We start from the raw sequence: 18,152 nt of genomic DNA, 5'->3' as shown, positions 1-18,152 counted from the left end.
TCAGACCTGCATCACCGACTGGACCACCGATAACGAAACGGCCAGTGGGGTTGATGAAGTATTTGGTGTCCTTGTGCAACCATTCGGCAGGAAGCACAGGTTTGATGATTTCTTCGCGTACGGCTTCAACCAGGTCTTTATGGCTGATAACGTCCTGGTGCTGAGTGGACAGAACCACTGCATCAATGGCCACAGGCTTGCTGTTCTCGTAGCGGAAAGTCACCTGGGACTTGGCATCGGGACGCAACCAAGGCAGTTTGCCATTCTTGCGCACTTCGGCCTGACGCTTCATCAGGCGGTGAGCGTAAGTGATGGGGGCGGGCATCAGTACGTCGGTTTCGTTGGACGCGTAACCGAACATCAGACCCTGGTCGCCTGCGCCTTGTTCGTGGTTGTCCGATTCGTCAACGCCCATGGCGATGTCGGCAGACTGCTTGTCGATAGAGGTCAGTACCGCGCACGAAGCGTAGTCAAAGCCCATGTCGGAAGAGTTATAGCCAATTTCCTTCACGGTGCGACGCACGATTTCCTGCATGTCGACCCAGGCTGATGTGGTAATTTCGCCTGTCAGAATAACCATACCGGTGTTAACCACGGTTTCACACGCAACGCGGGCGCGTGGATCTTGGGCCAGAATGGCGTCCAGCACGCCGTCAGAAATCTGGTCAGCGACTTTGTCTGGATGACCTTCGGAAACCGATTCCGAAGTGAAGACGAAATTTTTCCCCATTGTTTTCCCTCTGCAAAGCCAAAGCTTGTTAACAAAAGCGGGCAGTGTACACTATCGGGCCGGATTATCGCCAGTATTGTGCAATTGGACTGAGGAGCTCTGAACTAAATGGTAAGTTTGACAACGCCTGTGTGTGAATTTGACCTGCCCGCAGTGGATTTTTCCCTGCGCGGGGTGGATGGCCAGCTGTGGACCCTGGAAAAAGCCAAGGGCAAGAACGGTTTGATTGTGATGTTTATCTGCAATCACTGTCCCTACGTGAAATCCATTCGTGATCGCATTGTGCGTGACACCAAGGAACTGAAAGAAAAATACGGCGTCAATACCATCGCCATCATGTCCAATGACCCGACGGAATACGAGGAAGATTCCTTTGAGAATATGCAGAAGGTTGCGCAGGAATTCGCGTTTCCTTTCCCCTACGTGCTTGACGAAACCCAGGCGATAGCCAAGGCCTATGGGGCTGTTTGTACGCCAGATATCTTTGGTTACAACGGTGAGTTGAAGTTGCAATACCGGGGACGTTTTGACGAAAGTCGCAAACAAGCTGCCGATCCCAACGTACGTCGTGATATGTTTGAGGCAATGAAACAGGTCGCACAAACTGGCCAAGGTCCTGCCGATCAGATCCCCAGTATGGGGTGTTCCATCAAGTGGATTAATGAGTAATTTGTTGAATTTCATAGCAAATGGGGTGGTTGTTGGGTGGAAACATCCAACTGCCCCTTGCTGTTGCGGTCCATCTAGGGGAAAATACGGCGCTTTTTAGGGCGCGCCTGTCCGTTTTTCGATGAAATGCCAAGAAAATGGCTTGGGTGCAGGGCAGCATGCGGCGCCTGACACAGATTTTATTTAAATATTGAGAGGAATCGATATGCCATCTCGTCGCGAGCTAGCGAATGCCATCCGTGCGCTGAGCATGGATGCGGTACAAAAGGCCAATTCCGGGCATCCTGGGGCACCCATGGGTATGGCGGATATCGCCGAAGTCCTGTGGAACAGCCACATGAAATTCAACCCAACCAACGCCAAGTGGGCAGACCGCGATCGTTTCGTGCTGTCTAACGGCCACGGTTCCATGCTGTTGTACTCCTTGCTGCATCTGTCAGGTTACGACCTGAGCATCGACGATATTAAGAATTTCCGTCAGTTGCACTCCAAAACTGCCGGTCACCCCGAATACGGTTATGCCGATGGTATCGAGACCACCACAGGTCCTCTGGGCCAGGGCATCACCAACGCAGTAGGTATGGCGATTGCCGAGCGTACTTTGGCTGCGCAATTCAACAAGCCTGGCCACGAAATCGTTGACCATCACACTTACGTGTTTTTGGGCGACGGCTGTTTGATGGAAGGTCTGTCACACGAAGCTTGCGCCATGGCCGGTACGCTGGGTCTGGGCAAACTGATCGCGTTCTGGGATGACAACGACATTTCTATCGACGGTCACATCGGTGACTGGATGGAAAAAGGCGTTCCTGGCCGCTTCAAATCTTACGACTGGCATGTAATTCCGAATGTTGATGGCCACGACGCCAGCGCGATCAACAAAGCCATCGCTGAAGCCAAGTCTGTGACTGACAAGCCTACGCTGATTTGCTGCCGCACCACTATCGGTTTCGGTTCACCAAATCTGGCCGGCACCCACGACTGCCACGGCGCACCGCTGGGTCACGATGAAATCGCAGCTACCCGCGCCAACCTGGGCTGGAGCCACGCACCGTTTGAAATCCCCAGCGAAATCTACGCTGGCTGGGATCACAAAGAAAAAGGCGCGGCTGACGAAGCGGCCTGGAACAAGAAGTTTGCCGCTTACCGCGCAGCTTTCCCTGCTGAAGCGGCTGAGTTCGAGCGTCGCATGTCTGGCGAACTGCCTGCCAACTTCGTGGTTGAAATGGACAAGTTCATTGCCAAGACGCAAGCTGACATGCCGAACATCGCATCTCGTAAAGCGTCACAAAACGCCATCCAGGCGATGGGTCCACTGCTGCCAGAGATGTTCGGTGGCTCTGCTGACCTGACCGGTTCCAACCTGACCAACTGGTCTGGCACCGTAAAAGTGAACAAAGAAAATGCCAACGGTAACTACATCTCTTGGGGTGTACGTGAATTCGGTATGGCGCACATGATGAACGGTATGGTGCTGCACGGCGGTTTCCGCGTGTACGGCGGTACGTTCTTCATGTTCATGGAATTCATGCGTAACGCACTGCGTATGTCTTCTCTGATGAAGATCGGTACCATCTACGTGTTCACTCACGACTCTATCGGTCTGGGCGAAGATGGTCCGACTCACCAGCCAGTTGAGCAGATGGCGACCATGCGTGTTATCCCCAACTTCCAGACCTGGCGCGGCTGCGATGCAGTCGAGTCTGCGGTTTCCTGGAAGATGGCCATGCTGCGTGGCAATGCGCCCACGGCACTGGTGTTCTCTCGTCAGAACCTCAAGCCTATGGAGCGTACTGCTGAGCAAGTGAAAAACATCGAAAAAGGCGGTTACGTGTTGAAAGATTGCGCTGGCAAGCCAGACATTATTTTCATCGCGACCGGTTCTGAAGTTTCCCTGGCGGTTGATGCCGCTGCTGCAATGAATGCCAAGGTTCGTATCGTGTCCATGCCTTCTACTTGTGCGTTCGACGCACAGGACAAAGCATACAAAGATTCTGTACTGATTCCTGGTGTGAAGCGCGTTGCAATCGAAGCCGGTGTGGCTGACTCTTGGTACAAGTACGTAGGTCTGGAAGGCGCTGTTGTCGCGATGAAGAGCTTCGGCGAATCAGCACCAGCACCTCTGTTGTTCAAAGAGTTCGGCTTTACCGTAGAGAACATTGTTGCGACAGCCAACAAGGTTCTGGGCAAATAAGTTTCAAACTTACGTCAGGCCAGCTTGCTGGCCTGAATAAACTTTTAGGAGTTAAATCATGGCAATCAAAATTGGTATTAACGGCTTTGGTCGTATCGGTCGTATGGCTTTCCGCGCTATCGCCAAAGAGTTCAAAGACATGGAAGTTGTTGCAATCAACGACCTGTTGGACGCGGACTACCTGGCGTACATGCTGAAGTATGACTCTGTACACGGTCGTTTTGATGGTGACGTTTCTGTTGATAACGGCAGCCTGATCGTTGACGGCAAGAAAGTTCGCCTGACTGCCGAGCGCAACCCAGCTGACCTGAAATGGGGTGATGTTGGTGTTGATATCGTTCTGGAATGTACTGGCTTCTTCCTGACTGAAGAAACCTGCCAGGCGCACATCACTGCCGGTGCCAAGAAAGTTGTACAGTCTGCACCTTCCAAAGATGCAACTCCAATGTTCGTGTTTGGCGTAAACCATGACAAATACGCAGGCCAGAAGATCGTTTCTGCCGCTTCTTGTACCACTAACTGCTTGGCTCCTCTGGCCAAGGTTATCCACGAGAACTTCGGTATCAAGCGTGGTTTGATGTCTACTGTTCACGCTGCAACTGCCACTCAGAAAACGGTTGACGGTCCTTCTTCTAAAGACTGGCGCGGTGGCCGTGGTATCCTGGAAAACATCATTCCTTCTTCCACTGGTGCAGCCAAAGCCGTTGGCGTTGTTCTGCCACAGCTGAAAGGCAAACTGACTGGTATGGCGTTCCGCGTTCCTACTTCTGACGTGTCAGTGGTTGACCTGACCGTAGAACTGGAAAAATCTGCTACTTACGCAGAAATTTGCGCCGCGATGAAGAAAGCTTCTGAAACTGGTGACATCAGCCAGACGCTGGCTTATACCGACGAGAAAGTAGTTTCTACTGATTTCCGTGGTTGTGGCTACTCTTCTATTTTCGACGCAGAAGCAGGTATTGCTCTGGACGGTACTTTCGTTAAGTTGGTTGCTTGGTACGACAACGAGTACGGTTACACCTGTAACATGATGCGTTTTGTTCGCCACGTAGCGAAAAATTAATTTTGTCGCTGGACAGTGTTCGCTGTCCAACGTGCATTTTTAATTAATGATCAGGTGGGCCGGGAAGCCGGTCCACTTGGTTTAATAAGAATCAAGAGTAATTTGCCAAGTGGCGGCATTTGCCAAATTACTTTTCACTTTGAACTTAGGAGACAACGATGTCTGTAATCAAAATGACTGATCTGAAACTTGCCGGTAAGCGAGTTCTGATTCGTGCCGATTTGAACGTACCCGTTAAAGATGGCAAGGTGACCAGCGATGTGCGTATTCGCGCAACCCTGCCTACCATCGAGCAAGCGGCCAAGTCTGGCGCCAAAGTCATGGTGATGTCTCACCTGGGCCGTCCTGAAGAGGGCGTGTTCAGCGAGGAAAATTCCATGAAGCCTGTGGCTGATCACCTGAGCAAACTGATGGGCAAGCCCGTGCGTTTGATCAGAGATTACTTCGACGGCGTTGAAGTTGCTGCCGGTGAAGTTGTGTTGTTCGAAAACGTGCGTTTCAACAAAGGCGAAAAGAAAAATAGCGACGATCTGGCCAAGAAATACGCCTCACTGTGCGACGTATTTGTAATGGACGCGTTCGGTACTGCACACCGCGCTGAAGGTTCTACTCACGGTGTTGCCAAGTACGCAGAAGTTGCCTGTGCAGGTCCACTGCTGGCCGCGGAACTGGATGCACTGGGTAAAGCCTTGGCTGCTCCCAAGCGCCCGTTGGCAGCCATCGTTGCTGGTTCCAAAGTTTCTACTAAACTGACCATTCTGGATTCCATGGCAGACAAGGTAGACAACCTGATTGTGGGCGGTGGTATCGCCAACACTTTCATGTTGGCTGCCGGTTTGAAAGTGGGCAAGTCCCTGGCAGAAGCGGATCTGGTGGCTGAAGCCAAGAAAATCATGGACAAAATGGCTGCTCGTGGCGCCATCGTGCCCATCCCTGTTGACGTTGTTGTTGGCAAGGAGTTTTCACCCACGGCCGTTGCGACCGTGAAAGACGTAAAAGATGTGGCTGATGACGACATGATTTTCGACATCGGTCCAAAGACCGCGAAGATGTTGGCGGAGTCCTTGAAATCAGCCGGTACCATCGTATGGAACGGCCCCGTTGGCGTGTTTGAATTCGACCAGTTCGGCGAAGGCACCAAAACGTTGGCTCTGGCCGTTGCTGATTCCAGCGCGTTCTCTATCGCTGGTGGTGGTGACACCCTGGCTGCGGTGGACAAGTACAACATTGCTGACAAAGTTTCCTATATTTCCACCGGTGGTGGCGCATTCTTGGAATTCCTGGAAGGCAAAGTGTTGCCTGCAGTAGAAATTCTGGAACAGCGCGCCAAGTAATTACTCAAAGTTCGAGCCGATCATCTGATCGGCTCGTCTGTTAGGAAAAAAGATAATCGATGCTTAGAAGAACGAAGATACTCGCCACATTAGGCCCAGCCACCGATCAGCCTGGCATGATCGAAAAGCTGGTTAAGGCTGGCGTTGATGTTGTTCGAATCAATTTCTCTCACGGTGCAGTGGAAGAGCATACAGCGCGTGTTGAAGCTGTTCGTGCCGCGGCTGCCAAGCTGGGACGTGAAGTGGGCGTGTTGGTGGATTTGCAAGGTCCCAAGATCCGTATTGATCGCTTTGCCAATGGCAAGGTTGATCTGGCGGTGGGCAGCAAGTTCATTCTGGATGCCAAACACGATTCCAATGGCGGTAACCAGGAACGCGTGGGATTGGCCTACAAAGAATTGCCCAACGATGTGAAATCCGGTGACGTGCTGTTGCTGGACGACGGTCGCATTGTGATGAAAGTCGACGCGGTTAAAGGCTCCGAAGTGCATTGCGAAGTGGTGCATGGCGGCATTTTGTCTGATCGCAAAGGCATTAACCTGCAGGGCGGCGGCTTGTCAGCTGCGGCACTGACTGACAAGGACAAGGCCGACATCATCACTGGCGCCAAACTGAAAGCCGACTACATGGCGGTTTCATTCCCACGCTCTGCAGCAGACATGCACGAAGCTCGCAAATTGTTGCTGGCTGCGGGCGGTCATGCCAGTTTGGTGGCGAAGATTGAACGCGCCGAAGCGCTGGACGTGCTGGATGAAATCATCGAAGCCTCTGACGCAGTGATGGTGGCTCGTGGTGACTTGGGTGTGGAAATCGGTGACGCTGAATTGCCAGCGGTGCAAAAACATCTGATCAGCCGTTCACGCGAACTCAATCGCGTGGTTATTACGGCAACACAGATGATGGAATCGATGATTTACAACCCGATTCCTACTCGTGCAGAAGTTTTCGACGTTGCCAACGCGGTGCTGGATGGTACTGACGCGGTAATGTTGTCTGCAGAAACCGCTTCCGGCAAATATCCAGACAAGGCGGTTGAAGCAATGAGCCGCGTTTGTATTGAAGCTGAAAAGCAGGTTCTGGCGCGCACGTCTGATCACCGTATTCACCTGAAGTTTTCGCGTGTTGACGAAAGTATTGCCATGGCGGCGATGTATGTGGCTAACCACATGGACATCAAAGCGATTGCATCATTGACTGAGTCTGGCTCGACACCGTTGTGGATGTCGCGCATCAGCTCTGATCGCCCGATCTACGCGCTGACCAATTGCGTTGAAACCCGTCGCAAAGTCACGCTGTACCGCGGTGTGTATCCGGTGGACTTCTCGCTCAAGACCATGGATCACGCCCAGGTAAACAAAGACGCGATCGAAGTGCTGAAAAAGCAAGGCGCGGTGAAAGACGGCGACCTGGCGATCATCACCAAAGGTGACTTGATGGGCGTCAAGGGCGGCACCAACGCGATGAAGATTGTTTGTGTAGGCGATATGGCGTAATTGCCGTCTGCACAGTGTAATTTGATTAAATTTAGTACTGAAAACTAGGAGATCAACATGGCATTAATTACTATGCGTCAATTGCTGGACTACGCGGCTGATCACAGCTTCGGTTTGCCAGCGTTCAACGTAAACAACATGGAGCAGGTTCACGCGATCATGCAGGCTGCCAAAGCTGTAGACGCACCTGTTATCATGCAGGGTTCTGCTGGCGCGCGTTCTTACGCGGGCGAGCCTTTCCTGCGTCACCTGATTTCTGCAGCGATTGAAATGTACCCAGAAGTGCCAATCTGTATGCACCAGGATCACGGTGCTTCTCCTGCCGTTTGTGCACGCTCCATCCAGTCTGGTTTCAGCTCTGTAATGATGGACGGTTCTTTGATGGCCGACGGCAAAACGCCTTCTTCTTACGAGTACAACGTTAACGTGACTCGCGAAGTTGTGAACATGGCTCACGCGTGTGGCGTATCCGTTGAAGGCGAGCTGGGTTGCTTGGGTTCTCTGGAAACCGGCAAAATGGGCGAAGAAGACGGTCACGGCGCTGAAGGCGAGCTGGATCACTCCATGCTGCTGACAGATCCTCAAGAAGCGAAAGATTTCGTTGCCAAGACTGGCGTAGACGCGCTGGCAATCGCTATCGGTACTTCTCACGGTGCATACAAGTTTACACAGAAGCCAACTGGCGAAGTTCTGCGTATCGACCGCATCAAGGAAATCCACGCTGTGATTCCTAACACTCACTTGGTAATGCACGGTTCTTCTTCTGTGCCACAAGAGTGGTTGGAAATCATCAACAACTATGGCGGCGATATGGGTCAAACCTACGGCGTGCCTGTTGAAGAAATCATCGAAGGTATCAAGTCTGGTGTTCGCAAAGTTAACATCGACACTGACCTGCGTATGGCTTCTACTGGCGCAATCCGTAAGCACTTGGCGGAAAATCCTTCTAACTTCGATCCACGTAAGTTCATCAAGGAATCCACCAAAGCAATGGCTGAAATCTGTAAAGCTCGTTACGAAGCTTTCGGTGCCGCTGGTCACGGCTCCAAGATTCGCGCTAAATCTTTGGAAACCATGATCTCCTTCTACAAGTAATCGCAAGATTTTTTGTGGAAAAAAGAAAGCCCCGCAATGCGGGGCTTTTTTTATGGGTTAAATTTCTTGGCAGCTTCTTCTGTTTTTTCGTGATGAGGAAAATCAGAACGTCGCCGACGCTGGTACTGTTGTCTGGGTGAGTCATTGTAGGGATATTTCACATGGCCATAGCGTACCACGAGCACGGTAATGCCCAGCACTAGAATAGCAAGCGAAACGGCAACAAGGCGCCAGTCTTCCATCGCTTTCATATCCAAAATCAGGTAGCGCGCCAGCGCGATCATGCCGATATACAGTGGGAAACGAACGGGCAGTTGACCTGACTGGAAATAATGGCCGACCATGGCTATCACCTCCAGATAGATGAACATCAACAGCAGGTCAGCCAGTGTAACCTTCCCGGTATTGATGATGTGCTGAACTTCCTGGCCGGAGGCAATAACGGTGGCGATAACAATGCCGAATAGGCCGATGCGCTCAATGCCTTCAAGAAGATAGCGGTGAATTGGTGTTTTACGATCCGAGGGACTCATAGTGCGATTTTTTCCTATTACTGCATAAAAATGTGATTAAACGACCGTTTGACACACTCAAAATTCGTGCCGATACTATCCTCGTCAGTTTGGCTTAGCTTGGCCAAATAAGCCACTGAAAGTATGGTTAAGCTCGTGCTAGCAACGGTCGATCTACCGTTACCATTGATCTTATTGGATGCATTGATGTCAGCTGAATTTGCCGCAAAATGGAAGTTACTCCAGGAATCTTATCTCTCCACGATCGGTGAGCGGATTCAGCAGCTGTATCCCCTGTGGCAGAAAGGGATGGAAACAGGCCAAAAAGAGCCTGTTCAGGAGCTATTGCGTCATGTGCATAGCATGGCTGGTTCCGGTGCTACTTATGGGCTGCAGCAGTTGAGTGTAGCGGCTAAGGAGCTGGAGTTGTATGTCGGTGCGCTCCTTAAGGAAAATCGCCCATTCAACGATGCCGAAAATCAGCAGATTACCCGGCAGATTGAGGGCATGTTGCAGTCGACTCAGCAAAAAGCCGAAAATGTGATGCCGATTGGATTGCGCAAAAGTACAGGAATGCTGGATGAATTGCGTGGCACTCGGGCAATGAAAGTGTTGGTTGCCGAGGATGATGCCAGTAACCGTGCACAATTAGTGTTGTTGTTGGAAAGCCTGGGGCATACGGTATTGCAGGCCGCCGATGGCGAACAAGCGCTGGACCTGTTTGAGCGGGAAAGCCCCGAATTAGTGCTGATGGATATTGTAATGCCAAAAATGGATGGCTATCAGGCTGCCGCAAAAATCAAGGCGTGCAACGGAGATGTGTTTATACCGATTATTTTTATTTCGGCGGCTGATGATGAGCAAAGTTTGGTGAGTGCGATAAAGGCGGGCGGCGATGATTTTTTGCTTAAGCCGTACAATCGCGTGGTTTTGCAGGCCAAAATTTTTGCATTACAACGTATCGAGAAATTAAATCGCGAATTGTCCAGATACAAAGCCCGCACCGAGGAAGAAGTTCGATTGGCGCACCATGTGTATGAGTCCATTACCAACCGAAATGATCAGCACATAGAGGGTGTTAGCGTCTGGAGACAGGCGGCAGGTTTGTTTAGCGGTGATCTGGTGTTTTACACCCGTGGTGTTGATGGCATGGTTCATGTGTTCGTTGGCGATTTTACTGGGCACGGGATGGCGGCGGCATTAGGTGGTTTGATCGCTGCTGATGTATTTCATGCCTTGCTTGAAAAAGGTGCAACGCCACACGAAGTTATTGTTGAGTTAAACCGCAAAATGAGCAACTTGATGCCAACCGGGCGTTACTGTGCATGCGCGATTTTGGCATTTGAGCCGGATTCGCGAGAATTATTTGTTTGGAACTGTGGTTTGCCGGATATTTTGATTAAGGATGAACAAGGCGTTCGTCAGTTGAGTTCGAAAAATTTACCGCTGGGCGTGTTGTATTCAGAAGAACAGTTTTATGAGGCCGATGAAGTCTCACTGGGCGAAAATGCCTGTGTTATTGTGTATAGCGATGGCGTTACTGAATCGTTGGATAATGCCGGCAAATTATACAGTGATGAGCGGTTGCTCAGTTTAGTTGGACAAACCCATTTGCAAGGTGAGCCGTTGATGCAATGCATCAAGGATGATGTACATCAGCACATTTCAAATGGCGGTCAATTGTTAGACGATGTGACGCTGCTTGTTATTAAGCCGTGATGCAGGATTTTGCATAAAACAAAAAACCGCCCTCGGGCGGTTTTTTGTTTTTAGCTACGTAGTCTCAGGGGGTCTAGTGGATCAATGTGCTCCATGAATGGAATGTGGCGTTGTTGATTGGTGATTTGATACACCTTGCCAATCCAGTTGTTGAGCACGGCTTCGGCGGTGTCATGCCAGGTGTTATCCAGCCGATCGACAATGAGCTTTTCCGGAAAGACGGGGAGCGGTGTGTTGCTGAGCAGCGCTTTTTCAACGCGCTTGCGATATTCGTCCAGGATGGCTTCGCTTTGTGGACGGAAGTAATTTTGCGGAAACGGTGGATAATCGTGCCGATCGCCTTTGATGAAACGATTAATTTCGCGTTTGTATTCTTTGAGCAAACTGATGGTGTCGTATTCGGGATGGCCCTGGAAATAAACAATCCGGAACAGGTCTTCGCTCACCGCCAAATGCACGCCGCCAACATCGCTTTCTACCAGAACATGCAGCCCCGCAGATTGTAACTGCTGGCGAGTGACTTGGTTAAACCGCGAATGTGGCACGTCAAAGCGAGTGTTGACATCAAACACCAGCGGGTGATCGGTATCGACCACGCGGTGTTCAAACACGCCCCATAATTTGTTGCCCATGTGTTGGCGACGAATGTTGTGGCGTTGCTGCAGTACTGCGTGACTGGCCAGACAGGAGCACAAGGTGGACGTGACGTTTTCGTAGGCCCAGTCAATGACTTCGGTCAACGGTTTCCAGAATGGTTCCAGTGACAAATCGGCTTGACTGATGTTGGCGCCGGTAATAATGAGTGCGTCCAGTCCGTCCTGTTTGAGTTGCTCAAACGATTCGTAATAATCTTCAACATATTGTTGCGCTTCCGCCCCACGTGGCAATTCCTTGAACGTGAATGGATGAATGTAGAACTGCGCAATTTGGTTGCTGTCGTTGACCAAACGGAAAAATTGTCGCTCAGTGGCAGCTAATGCAGCATCAGGCATCATGTTGAGCAAACCGATGTGCAGTTCACGAATATCTTGGTGTTCCGCCGTGTCACGATCAAGAACAGTTTCTCCCTCGGCGCGCAGGCGCTCAAATGTCGGGAGATTGGAATGGGCAATCAGTGGCATGATGGTTCCTTTATTTCCCGGTTGGAGACTGGCGACTAATCGCTGTCTCAATCAGTGCAAGGAAGCTGGCTTCGTCTTTCACTTTGCGAATTTCTTCGGTGGTGACGGTATAGCCGTGCGTCTGTGCAATTTTTTCATAGCGAGGAATGCGTGAATAAAACAGACGCGGAAAAATCCAGCGCACGAAATCATCGGGATCGATCATGGCGACGTATTCCAGCGACTTTTCCGTCATGTAGTTCGCCAGTTGTTCATCGAGAAATGCTTCGCGGTAGTACAGCGGCTTGGGCGCCATTTCTGCGCGGCGAATCAGTTCCTGTTCGTCGTGTTTGGTGGCTTGGATGTACAAAATCAGGGTGTTGTCAGTCAGTGCCTTAAGGGCTTCGTCGTCGTCCAGTTCACAGACGCTACCACCGGCATCGTTGAGGAAATGGTTGTAGTCGTAGATGCGCTGGGCTTTGTGGATAAAATTGGGCACGTCTTTCATGGCCTGAACTTCAGCGCGATGATGTAGTGCCTGACGACGTTTGAATTCGTCTTCGGGAAGTCCGCCCAATTCCGGGTTACCCAGTTTGCCAAGAAAGCTGGAGACCGGCTTGAGATGGTCAACGGTGATGTTGTTGCGGATGTAAATGGAGTCGGACAACAGCAGATCGCGCAAAAACGGAATTTGCATCGCCTGTTCTTTGATATTGTCCAGAATGGCTTCGTCCAGATAGTGAGTGCCAATGCGGTAGTCGCCAGAATAATGAAACCAGTGACTTTGGCGCAGAATATTGGCCAGGTAGGTCTTGCCTACGCCAGACATGCCCAGCAGGGTAATGCATTTGTTTTCCCAGGCGCGAAAACCTTGCAGATCGAATTTCACGTTGAATCCTCAAAACGGCGCGGCGTGAACCGCAGGAATGGCGGCGATTATAGCAGGCTGATGCAAAGGGAGGGAGTTGTGAAAGCCCCACGCCAAGGCGGCGTGGGGCCGGGAAACATTACTTCTTGGCAGGAGCTGCAGGTTCGTCAGGACAGGCGTAGGTCTTAACGAAATGTTCGTAAATGTAGGCACGAACCTGTTTTTTGTCGCGGTCTTTTTTGTCTGCACGGATCTCTTTCATGACCTGGTCGTACATATCACGCGGGGTGACGGTGCCAGGGAGACAGATCAGGTTTTTCTTGATGACGTTTTGCTCTCTCATCAAACTGCTCATCAGCGCGATCCCGCTCAGTGCGCCGCCTACGTAACCTACGCAGGTGCCCGCTTCGATCAAACGCGTCGCAGCGACTTGGGGGGGGGTGTCTTTGTCTGGCTTGGTGAAGGCCGCGTCACACTGCTTCATGAACGCGTCGCCGGTGATGGCCTGTGCACTCAAGGGTAGAAATACGAGCAACAGCAGAGAAAAAACTCTCATGGTTCGGTAGTCCTTTTTCTAGGTTTAGATGTGCCTACATATTACGCCTTAATTGCGGGCTCTCAAGGTGTTTTTGTAAAAATACCCTGCCACCAATGAGATTTTTGCGCATCCGTATTGGTATCTGCCAAAGGCTGTGGCGGTATTTTACTCAATATCCAGCCGGGCAGAGGTTTGCCCTGGCTGATGCCGCAAACCACCCCCAGATTGTTGGGGTCGTAGATTTTGATGAACGAGGGAGAGTGAGGGTCATCGACATAAACGATGCCGCAATAATCGTATGCATGATCTCGCCGGAGTTGGGCATCTAGCTGTTCGATGAAATGTGCCAATTCGGCGCCTTGTAGCGGCGCTGTAGGCAGGGGGTGTGGCGGTTGATAAATCCACCAGCTGTCCGTCTGATCGCGCAGGGTGTGCCACAGGGTTTCCAGTTGCGGCCAGCGCAACATGGCGGTGAAACTGCCATTAAACGCATCAATGTAACGGTTGGGATGGGTCATGGTTCGCACCGGTTGTAAAAAATGTCGTCTTATCAACAAAAAAATCGTGATAAAAAGAGTCGGTTAGCCGCTATCTGAGTATATTCGGGAGCGGTGAGCTTTGACACAGGGGGGGCGTAAGTTCGTTGTGGTAAACTGTGATCCCGTTGGCAAAATTTAGTTTCTCTGGGTGGCGTGCGGAGTGTTTTTGAAGTTGGCAAATTGTCGGTGTTGGCGATGGATTTGGCTGGTTTTGCTGGTGTCAGTTGTGGCCGGCTGCAAGCTGCCGTTTGACAAAACCAAGGACGAGCCGCCGGTCGTTGATAACGCACCCAAGCCACGCATCCCCAATAGCAATGCGGAGCTTTCCTTGCTGACGGTTCGTGGGGGGACGCTCGACAAGACGTTTGCCACCACGGAGTACAACTACAGCATCTCTCTGGTCAATGGTCAGCGCGAATTGTCGTTTTTGCCCTTGCTGGTGGATACCGTCAGTTTTATATCTGTCAGTGATGCTATTTCCACCACTGACTGTGTCAATCTCAATCCTGATGAAAATGTACGTGAATGCGCCCGAATGCTGATTAATGGCACGCCGGTGACGGCGGATATGTACGGTTCCTGGTGGACCTACGCCATGGGTGAGGGCGTCAACACCTCAGTGGAATTTCGGGTGTTTGCCGAGGATGGCAAGTCCAGTAACACCTATACGGTGCTGGTGAGCCGTGCCGCCGCGACCGCCAATGACGCCAGCATTTTTGACCTGCAATTATCCACTGGCCAGATAAACGAGGCGGTGGCAGCGAACCGGTTCGATTACAGTGCAACGGTGGGGTATCTGACCAAGCAAATTCGTATTCGCGCCGTGCCACGGCAGTTTGCCTCCAAAGTGCTGGTCAATACTGTCGAGATGAACCAGGGGCAGTTCAGCCAGTCCATTGCCCTGGCTGAAGGTCTGAACACCATCAATGTTTCCATCATTGCGCCCGATGGCGTGACCGTGAGTGACTACACCCTGGATATCACCCGGCAGACTGCGGCGACGTTTGCCCAGCAGGCCTATCTGAAAGCCTCCGACACAACGACGGGTGACCAGTTTGGTCATAGCATTGCGCTTGAAGGCGACCTGCTGGCTGTTGGCGCGCCGCTGGAGGACAGCGCTGGCGTGGACGGGGTGCAGCAAGACGATTGCGACAAGGAATTGGACAGTAAAAACTGCTCTCCTGATAGTGGTGCGGTGTATTTGTTCCGTAAAAGCGGAGCCAGTTGGGTTCAGGAAGCCTACATCAAGGCTAAATATCCACGGCCAAATGATCAATTTGGTCATAAGGTGTTGATCGAGGGGGGGGATTTGATGGTTTCTGCTCCGTTCCAGGATGCGGGCACCAGCAAACTCATGCCTTATCACGACTGCGATCTAAAAGAAGCGGAACAAGTTAACTGCATGCCCGACAGCGGGGCGGTCTACGAATTTGCCAAGCTGGCTGGCCAGTGGACCCAGGTGGCGTATCTCAAAGCCGTCAAGGTTATGAACGGGGCGGCATTTGGCTGGGATATGGCGCGGGATGGCGATGATTTGATTGTCGGTGAGCCCTATGAAAGCTCATCGGTAGCCAGTGCCACGCAGCGTATTTTCCAGGATGTTTTTCAACTAGAGGCCAACATTTCGACGGGGGATCGTAGTCGCAGTGGCGCGGCATTGGTGTACCTGAAGGAGAACGGCGTCTGGAAATGGCGCGCCTACATCAAGGCCGATACGCCGGCGAAAAACGATTTGTTCGGCTGGTCGGTGGCGATTCAAGCTGAAAACGCCCAGCTCAATCTGCCGACCACGGTGGCGGTGGGCCAGCCATATCTGGATTTGACCACTGGTGAGAACGTTGGCGGAGCCTACGTGTATTCCAGGGTGGGCAACGCCTGGTCCAAGCAGGCGCTGGTGATGGCCGAACAGCCTTGTCCGCACGACTTGTTTGGCAGCCAGGTGGCTCTGTCATTTGACACCTTGCTGGTTGGTGCGCCGCTGGAGGATGGTTTGGTGACGGACACGGCGGCCACGGTTTGCGACGCTAAACTTGGGAATGGCAACGGCGCGGTGTATGTGTTTGAGCGTGCCGGGGCCAACTGGTTGCCCCAGGCCTACCTCAAGGCGAGCAACGGCGACGATCTGGACCAGTTTGGTTCGGCGATAGCGCTGGATGGTGATACTGCGGTCATCGGCGCTCATTTTGAGGATAGTGTCGCGATTGGCGTCAATGGCAATGCCAGCTCCAATACGCGGTACGACAGCGGGGCGGCCTATGTGTTTACCCGTGCCTCCTCCATCTGGACCCAGCGGCTTTATCTCAAGGCGAGTAACACCGGCGCGGCGGATATTTTTGGTCGCCGTTTTGCCCTGGATGGACAGAATCTGGCGATTTCGGCGCCCGCCGAGGCCAGCAGTGCCACCGGGATCAATGGAACCCAGACTCTCGACGATGCGCCGCTCAGTGGCGCGCTCTATCTCTTCCGTTAGTTTCCATTTGCTACCAGCTAAAGTGCTGGGGGTCTGCCAACGTCGACACCGTGATGCGCGGCGGGTATCATAGCGCCGTTTTGGCGTTAATTTTGTCTGTTCAATAATCCTCTATTAATACTGTGTGATTAGACTGAACCATCTGCCAAGATAATGGCGCTTCTTGTGTGGCCATTTTTTGATGTAACTGCTTGAATATTGGCAAATTACGGATTGAGTATGCGGTTTAGTCCCGGTTCGGCGAGTTTGTCGCCTTCATTGTTTTCCCGCCTGTTGTCCCTCTTCATGCTGATCTGGCTGGTCGCTTGTGGTCAGGGAACGCCTGGAGTGCAGCAGCGCGCCAATGCCAACCTGTTGGACATGCAGGTGATGGAGGGCAAGGGCAGTTGGTACTTTGATTACGAACTGAGCCGCGACCGTAGCGATTATCGATTGATGGTGGATTCCAGCCAGGATCAATTGGTGCTGGTGGTCAAGCCTGAAGACATTGATGCCATGGTGGAAATCAATGGTCAGGACAACATGGCAGGTCGTGCGTTCGCCATCGCCTTGGAGTTTGGTCAGAACACCCCCATCGAAATCGTCGTAACCGCCGCTGATGGCTCGACCCAGCGCGTGTACACCGTGACTGTCTTGCGCCCCAATAACCGCAGTGCCCAGTTGCAAAGCCTGCGAGTGGAGGCTGCGGCCAGTTTGCCGCTGGCACCGAACTTTAGCCCCGATGTGCTCAACTACAAACTGACTGTGCCCTATGGTCAGAGCAGTGTCAGTGTGGTGTTTACTGCTCACCCACAGGCGGCAGTGCTGGTGGACAATCAACCGGTGGAGTCCGGCAAAATCAGTCCAGCCAAGATGCTGCAAGTGGGCAGCAACTATATCCAGATTCTGGTGCGTGCCCAGGATGGCATCAGTACCCAGAGCTACAACATCGAAATCATCCGCGAAGGCAGTAACGCTCACAAGCAAAATGACCGCCTGCAGTCGTTGCAGGTGGACGGATTTGGCCTGGACAAACCGTTTCAACCGGCCCTGAGTAGTTACCGCGTTAACGTGGGTAACAGTGTCAGTTCGATCACGGTTCAGCCCGTGCCACAAAATGAACTGGCGACTGTCACGGTCGATGGCCGGGCGGTGGATGGCGGCGCGGCATCGGTGCCGCTGCAGTTGGGTACGCAGAACGTGATCGTTAAAGTCGTTTCCGAAGACGGCAAATTCGAACGCGAATACATCCTCACGGTCACCCGCCAGTTGCGCATCGAGGCGCGGTTGCAAAGTCTGTCTTTGACGGCGGCGAACAAATTACTCGATTTTGGATTTAGCAGTGAGATCAGCAGCTATGACCTGAGCGTGCCCAACTCGGCGACCAGCATCATGCTGCACCCCAAGGCGGTGGACGCTGATGCGTTGATCGAGATTGACGGCAAGGTGGTGGTTAATGACACCAATGCCAATGTGGCTCTGCCCAATGTGGGCGTGCAACAGGTTCTGGTGACGGTCAGCGCTCAGGATCGATCCGTTCGCCGCAGCTATGTGCTCAACGTCAATCGTGTGCCGCTGACCAACGTCAAACTACGCAGCCTGGAATTGCCGGCGGATTTGCAATTTAGTTTTTCACCTGCGGTGACAGAATATGCAGTGACTGTCCCTTTCGAGCGCGACAATCTGGCGCTGACCGCCATGCTGGATGATGCCTCGTCCAGCTTGAAGATCAACGGTGCAGCCTTGCCCTCCGGGCAGAGCACCGACTACCTCAGTCTGGTGGTGGGCAGTAACCGCATCGAATTGCTGGTGACCGACAAATACGGTTTCGATCACAACAGACTGAGGT

15 protein-coding genes are annotated in these 18,152 nt (G+C 52.2%); 9 read left to right on the top strand and 6 right to left on the bottom strand.

Annotation, left to right across the window (positions count from 1 at the left end):
* Nucleotides 1–730, bottom strand: a 730-nt coding sequence (metK, locus tag OEW58_12235; protein MDH5302120.1) for a methionine adenosyltransferase, incomplete at its 3' end; no start/stop codon positions are given.
* Nucleotides 731–838: 108 nt separating this feature from the next.
* Here metK and OEW58_12230 point away from each other — a divergent pair.
* The 6 genes from OEW58_12230 to fba all read left to right on the top strand — a co-directional run bounded on the left by OEW58_12230 (nucleotide 839) and on the right by fba (nucleotide 8,578).
* On the top strand, nucleotides 839–1,399 hold the full coding sequence (locus tag OEW58_12230) for a thioredoxin family protein (protein ID MDH5302119.1): 561 nt from the start codon (nucleotides 839–841) through the stop codon (nucleotides 1,397–1,399).
* A gap of 205 nt (nucleotides 1,400–1,604) precedes the next feature.
* A complete protein-coding gene (gene tkt / locus OEW58_12225; protein ID MDH5302118.1) occupies nucleotides 1,605–3,593 on the top strand; it encodes a transketolase in 1,989 nt (662 codons plus the stop codon).
* Nucleotides 3,594–3,651: 58 nt separating this feature from the next.
* On the top strand, nucleotides 3,652–4,656 hold the full coding sequence (gene gap / locus OEW58_12220) for a type I glyceraldehyde-3-phosphate dehydrogenase (GenBank protein ID MDH5302117.1): 1,005 nt from the start codon (nucleotides 3,652–3,654) through the stop codon (nucleotides 4,654–4,656).
* Between the two features lie 158 nt (nucleotides 4,657–4,814).
* Complete coding sequence (locus tag OEW58_12215; protein MDH5302116.1) at nucleotides 4,815–5,990, top strand: phosphoglycerate kinase; 1,176 nt, start codon at nucleotides 4,815–4,817, stop codon at nucleotides 5,988–5,990.
* 59 nt (nucleotides 5,991–6,049) lie between these two features.
* On the top strand, nucleotides 6,050–7,483 hold the full coding sequence (gene pyk, locus OEW58_12210) for a pyruvate kinase (protein ID MDH5302115.1): 1,434 nt from the start codon (nucleotides 6,050–6,052) through the stop codon (nucleotides 7,481–7,483).
* Between the two features lie 57 nt (nucleotides 7,484–7,540).
* Complete coding sequence (gene fba, locus OEW58_12205; protein MDH5302114.1) at nucleotides 7,541–8,578, top strand: fructose-bisphosphate aldolase class II; 1,038 nt, start codon at nucleotides 7,541–7,543, stop codon at nucleotides 8,576–8,578.
* A gap of 50 nt (nucleotides 8,579–8,628) precedes the next feature.
* Here the strand turns inward: fba and OEW58_12200 are convergent, their stop codons facing one another.
* Entirely contained in the window at nucleotides 8,629–9,111 is a 483-nt protein-coding gene (locus OEW58_12200; GenBank protein MDH5302113.1) for a phosphate-starvation-inducible PsiE family protein, read from the bottom strand.
* Between the two features lie 186 nt (nucleotides 9,112–9,297).
* On the opposite strand from OEW58_12200, the gene OEW58_12195 reads away from it, so the two are divergent.
* Nucleotides 9,298–10,809 (top strand): SpoIIE family protein phosphatase, encoded by a 1,512-nt coding sequence (locus OEW58_12195; protein ID MDH5302112.1) that lies wholly within the window; start codon nucleotides 9,298–9,300, stop codon nucleotides 10,807–10,809.
* 50 nt (nucleotides 10,810–10,859) lie between these two features.
* On the opposite strand, the gene OEW58_12190 is transcribed toward OEW58_12195, so the two are convergent.
* From OEW58_12190 to OEW58_12175, 4 genes are all read right to left on the bottom strand, one after another.
* Entirely contained in the window at nucleotides 10,860–11,930 is a 1,071-nt protein-coding gene (locus OEW58_12190) for a homoserine O-succinyltransferase (protein ID MDH5302111.1), read from the bottom strand.
* A 10-nt stretch (nucleotides 11,931–11,940) separates the two neighbouring features.
* Nucleotides 11,941–12,738 (bottom strand): ATPase, encoded by a 798-nt coding sequence (locus OEW58_12185; GenBank protein MDH5302110.1) that lies wholly within the window; start codon nucleotides 12,736–12,738, stop codon nucleotides 11,941–11,943.
* Nucleotides 12,739–12,916: 178 nt separating this feature from the next.
* A complete protein-coding gene (locus tag OEW58_12180; protein ID MDH5302109.1) occupies nucleotides 12,917–13,333 on the bottom strand; it encodes a Rap1a/Tai family immunity protein in 417 nt (138 codons plus the stop codon).
* Nucleotides 13,334–13,395: 62 nt separating this feature from the next.
* Nucleotides 13,396–13,833, bottom strand: coding sequence for a hypothetical protein (locus OEW58_12175; GenBank protein ID MDH5302108.1), 438 nt, complete (start codon nucleotides 13,831–13,833; stop codon nucleotides 13,396–13,398).
* Between the two features lie 238 nt (nucleotides 13,834–14,071).
* Between OEW58_12175 and OEW58_12170 the strand changes: the two genes are divergently transcribed.
* Nucleotides 14,072–16,324, top strand: a complete 2,253-nt coding sequence (locus tag OEW58_12170) for a cadherin-like beta sandwich domain-containing protein (GenBank protein ID MDH5302107.1) — start codon at nucleotides 14,072–14,074, stop codon at nucleotides 16,322–16,324.
* A gap of 219 nt (nucleotides 16,325–16,543) precedes the next feature.
* Nucleotides 16,544–18,152, top strand: a 1,609-nt coding sequence (locus tag OEW58_12165) for a cadherin-like beta sandwich domain-containing protein (GenBank protein MDH5302106.1), incomplete at its 3' end; no start/stop codon positions are given.

Source organism: Gammaproteobacteria bacterium (assembly GCA_029884425.1).
Classification (GTDB): Bacteria; Pseudomonadota; Gammaproteobacteria; order S012-40; family S012-40; genus JAOUHV01.
The sequence above is the reverse complement of the archived record's forward strand: the minus strand, read 5'-3'. Positions and strand labels throughout refer to the sequence as shown.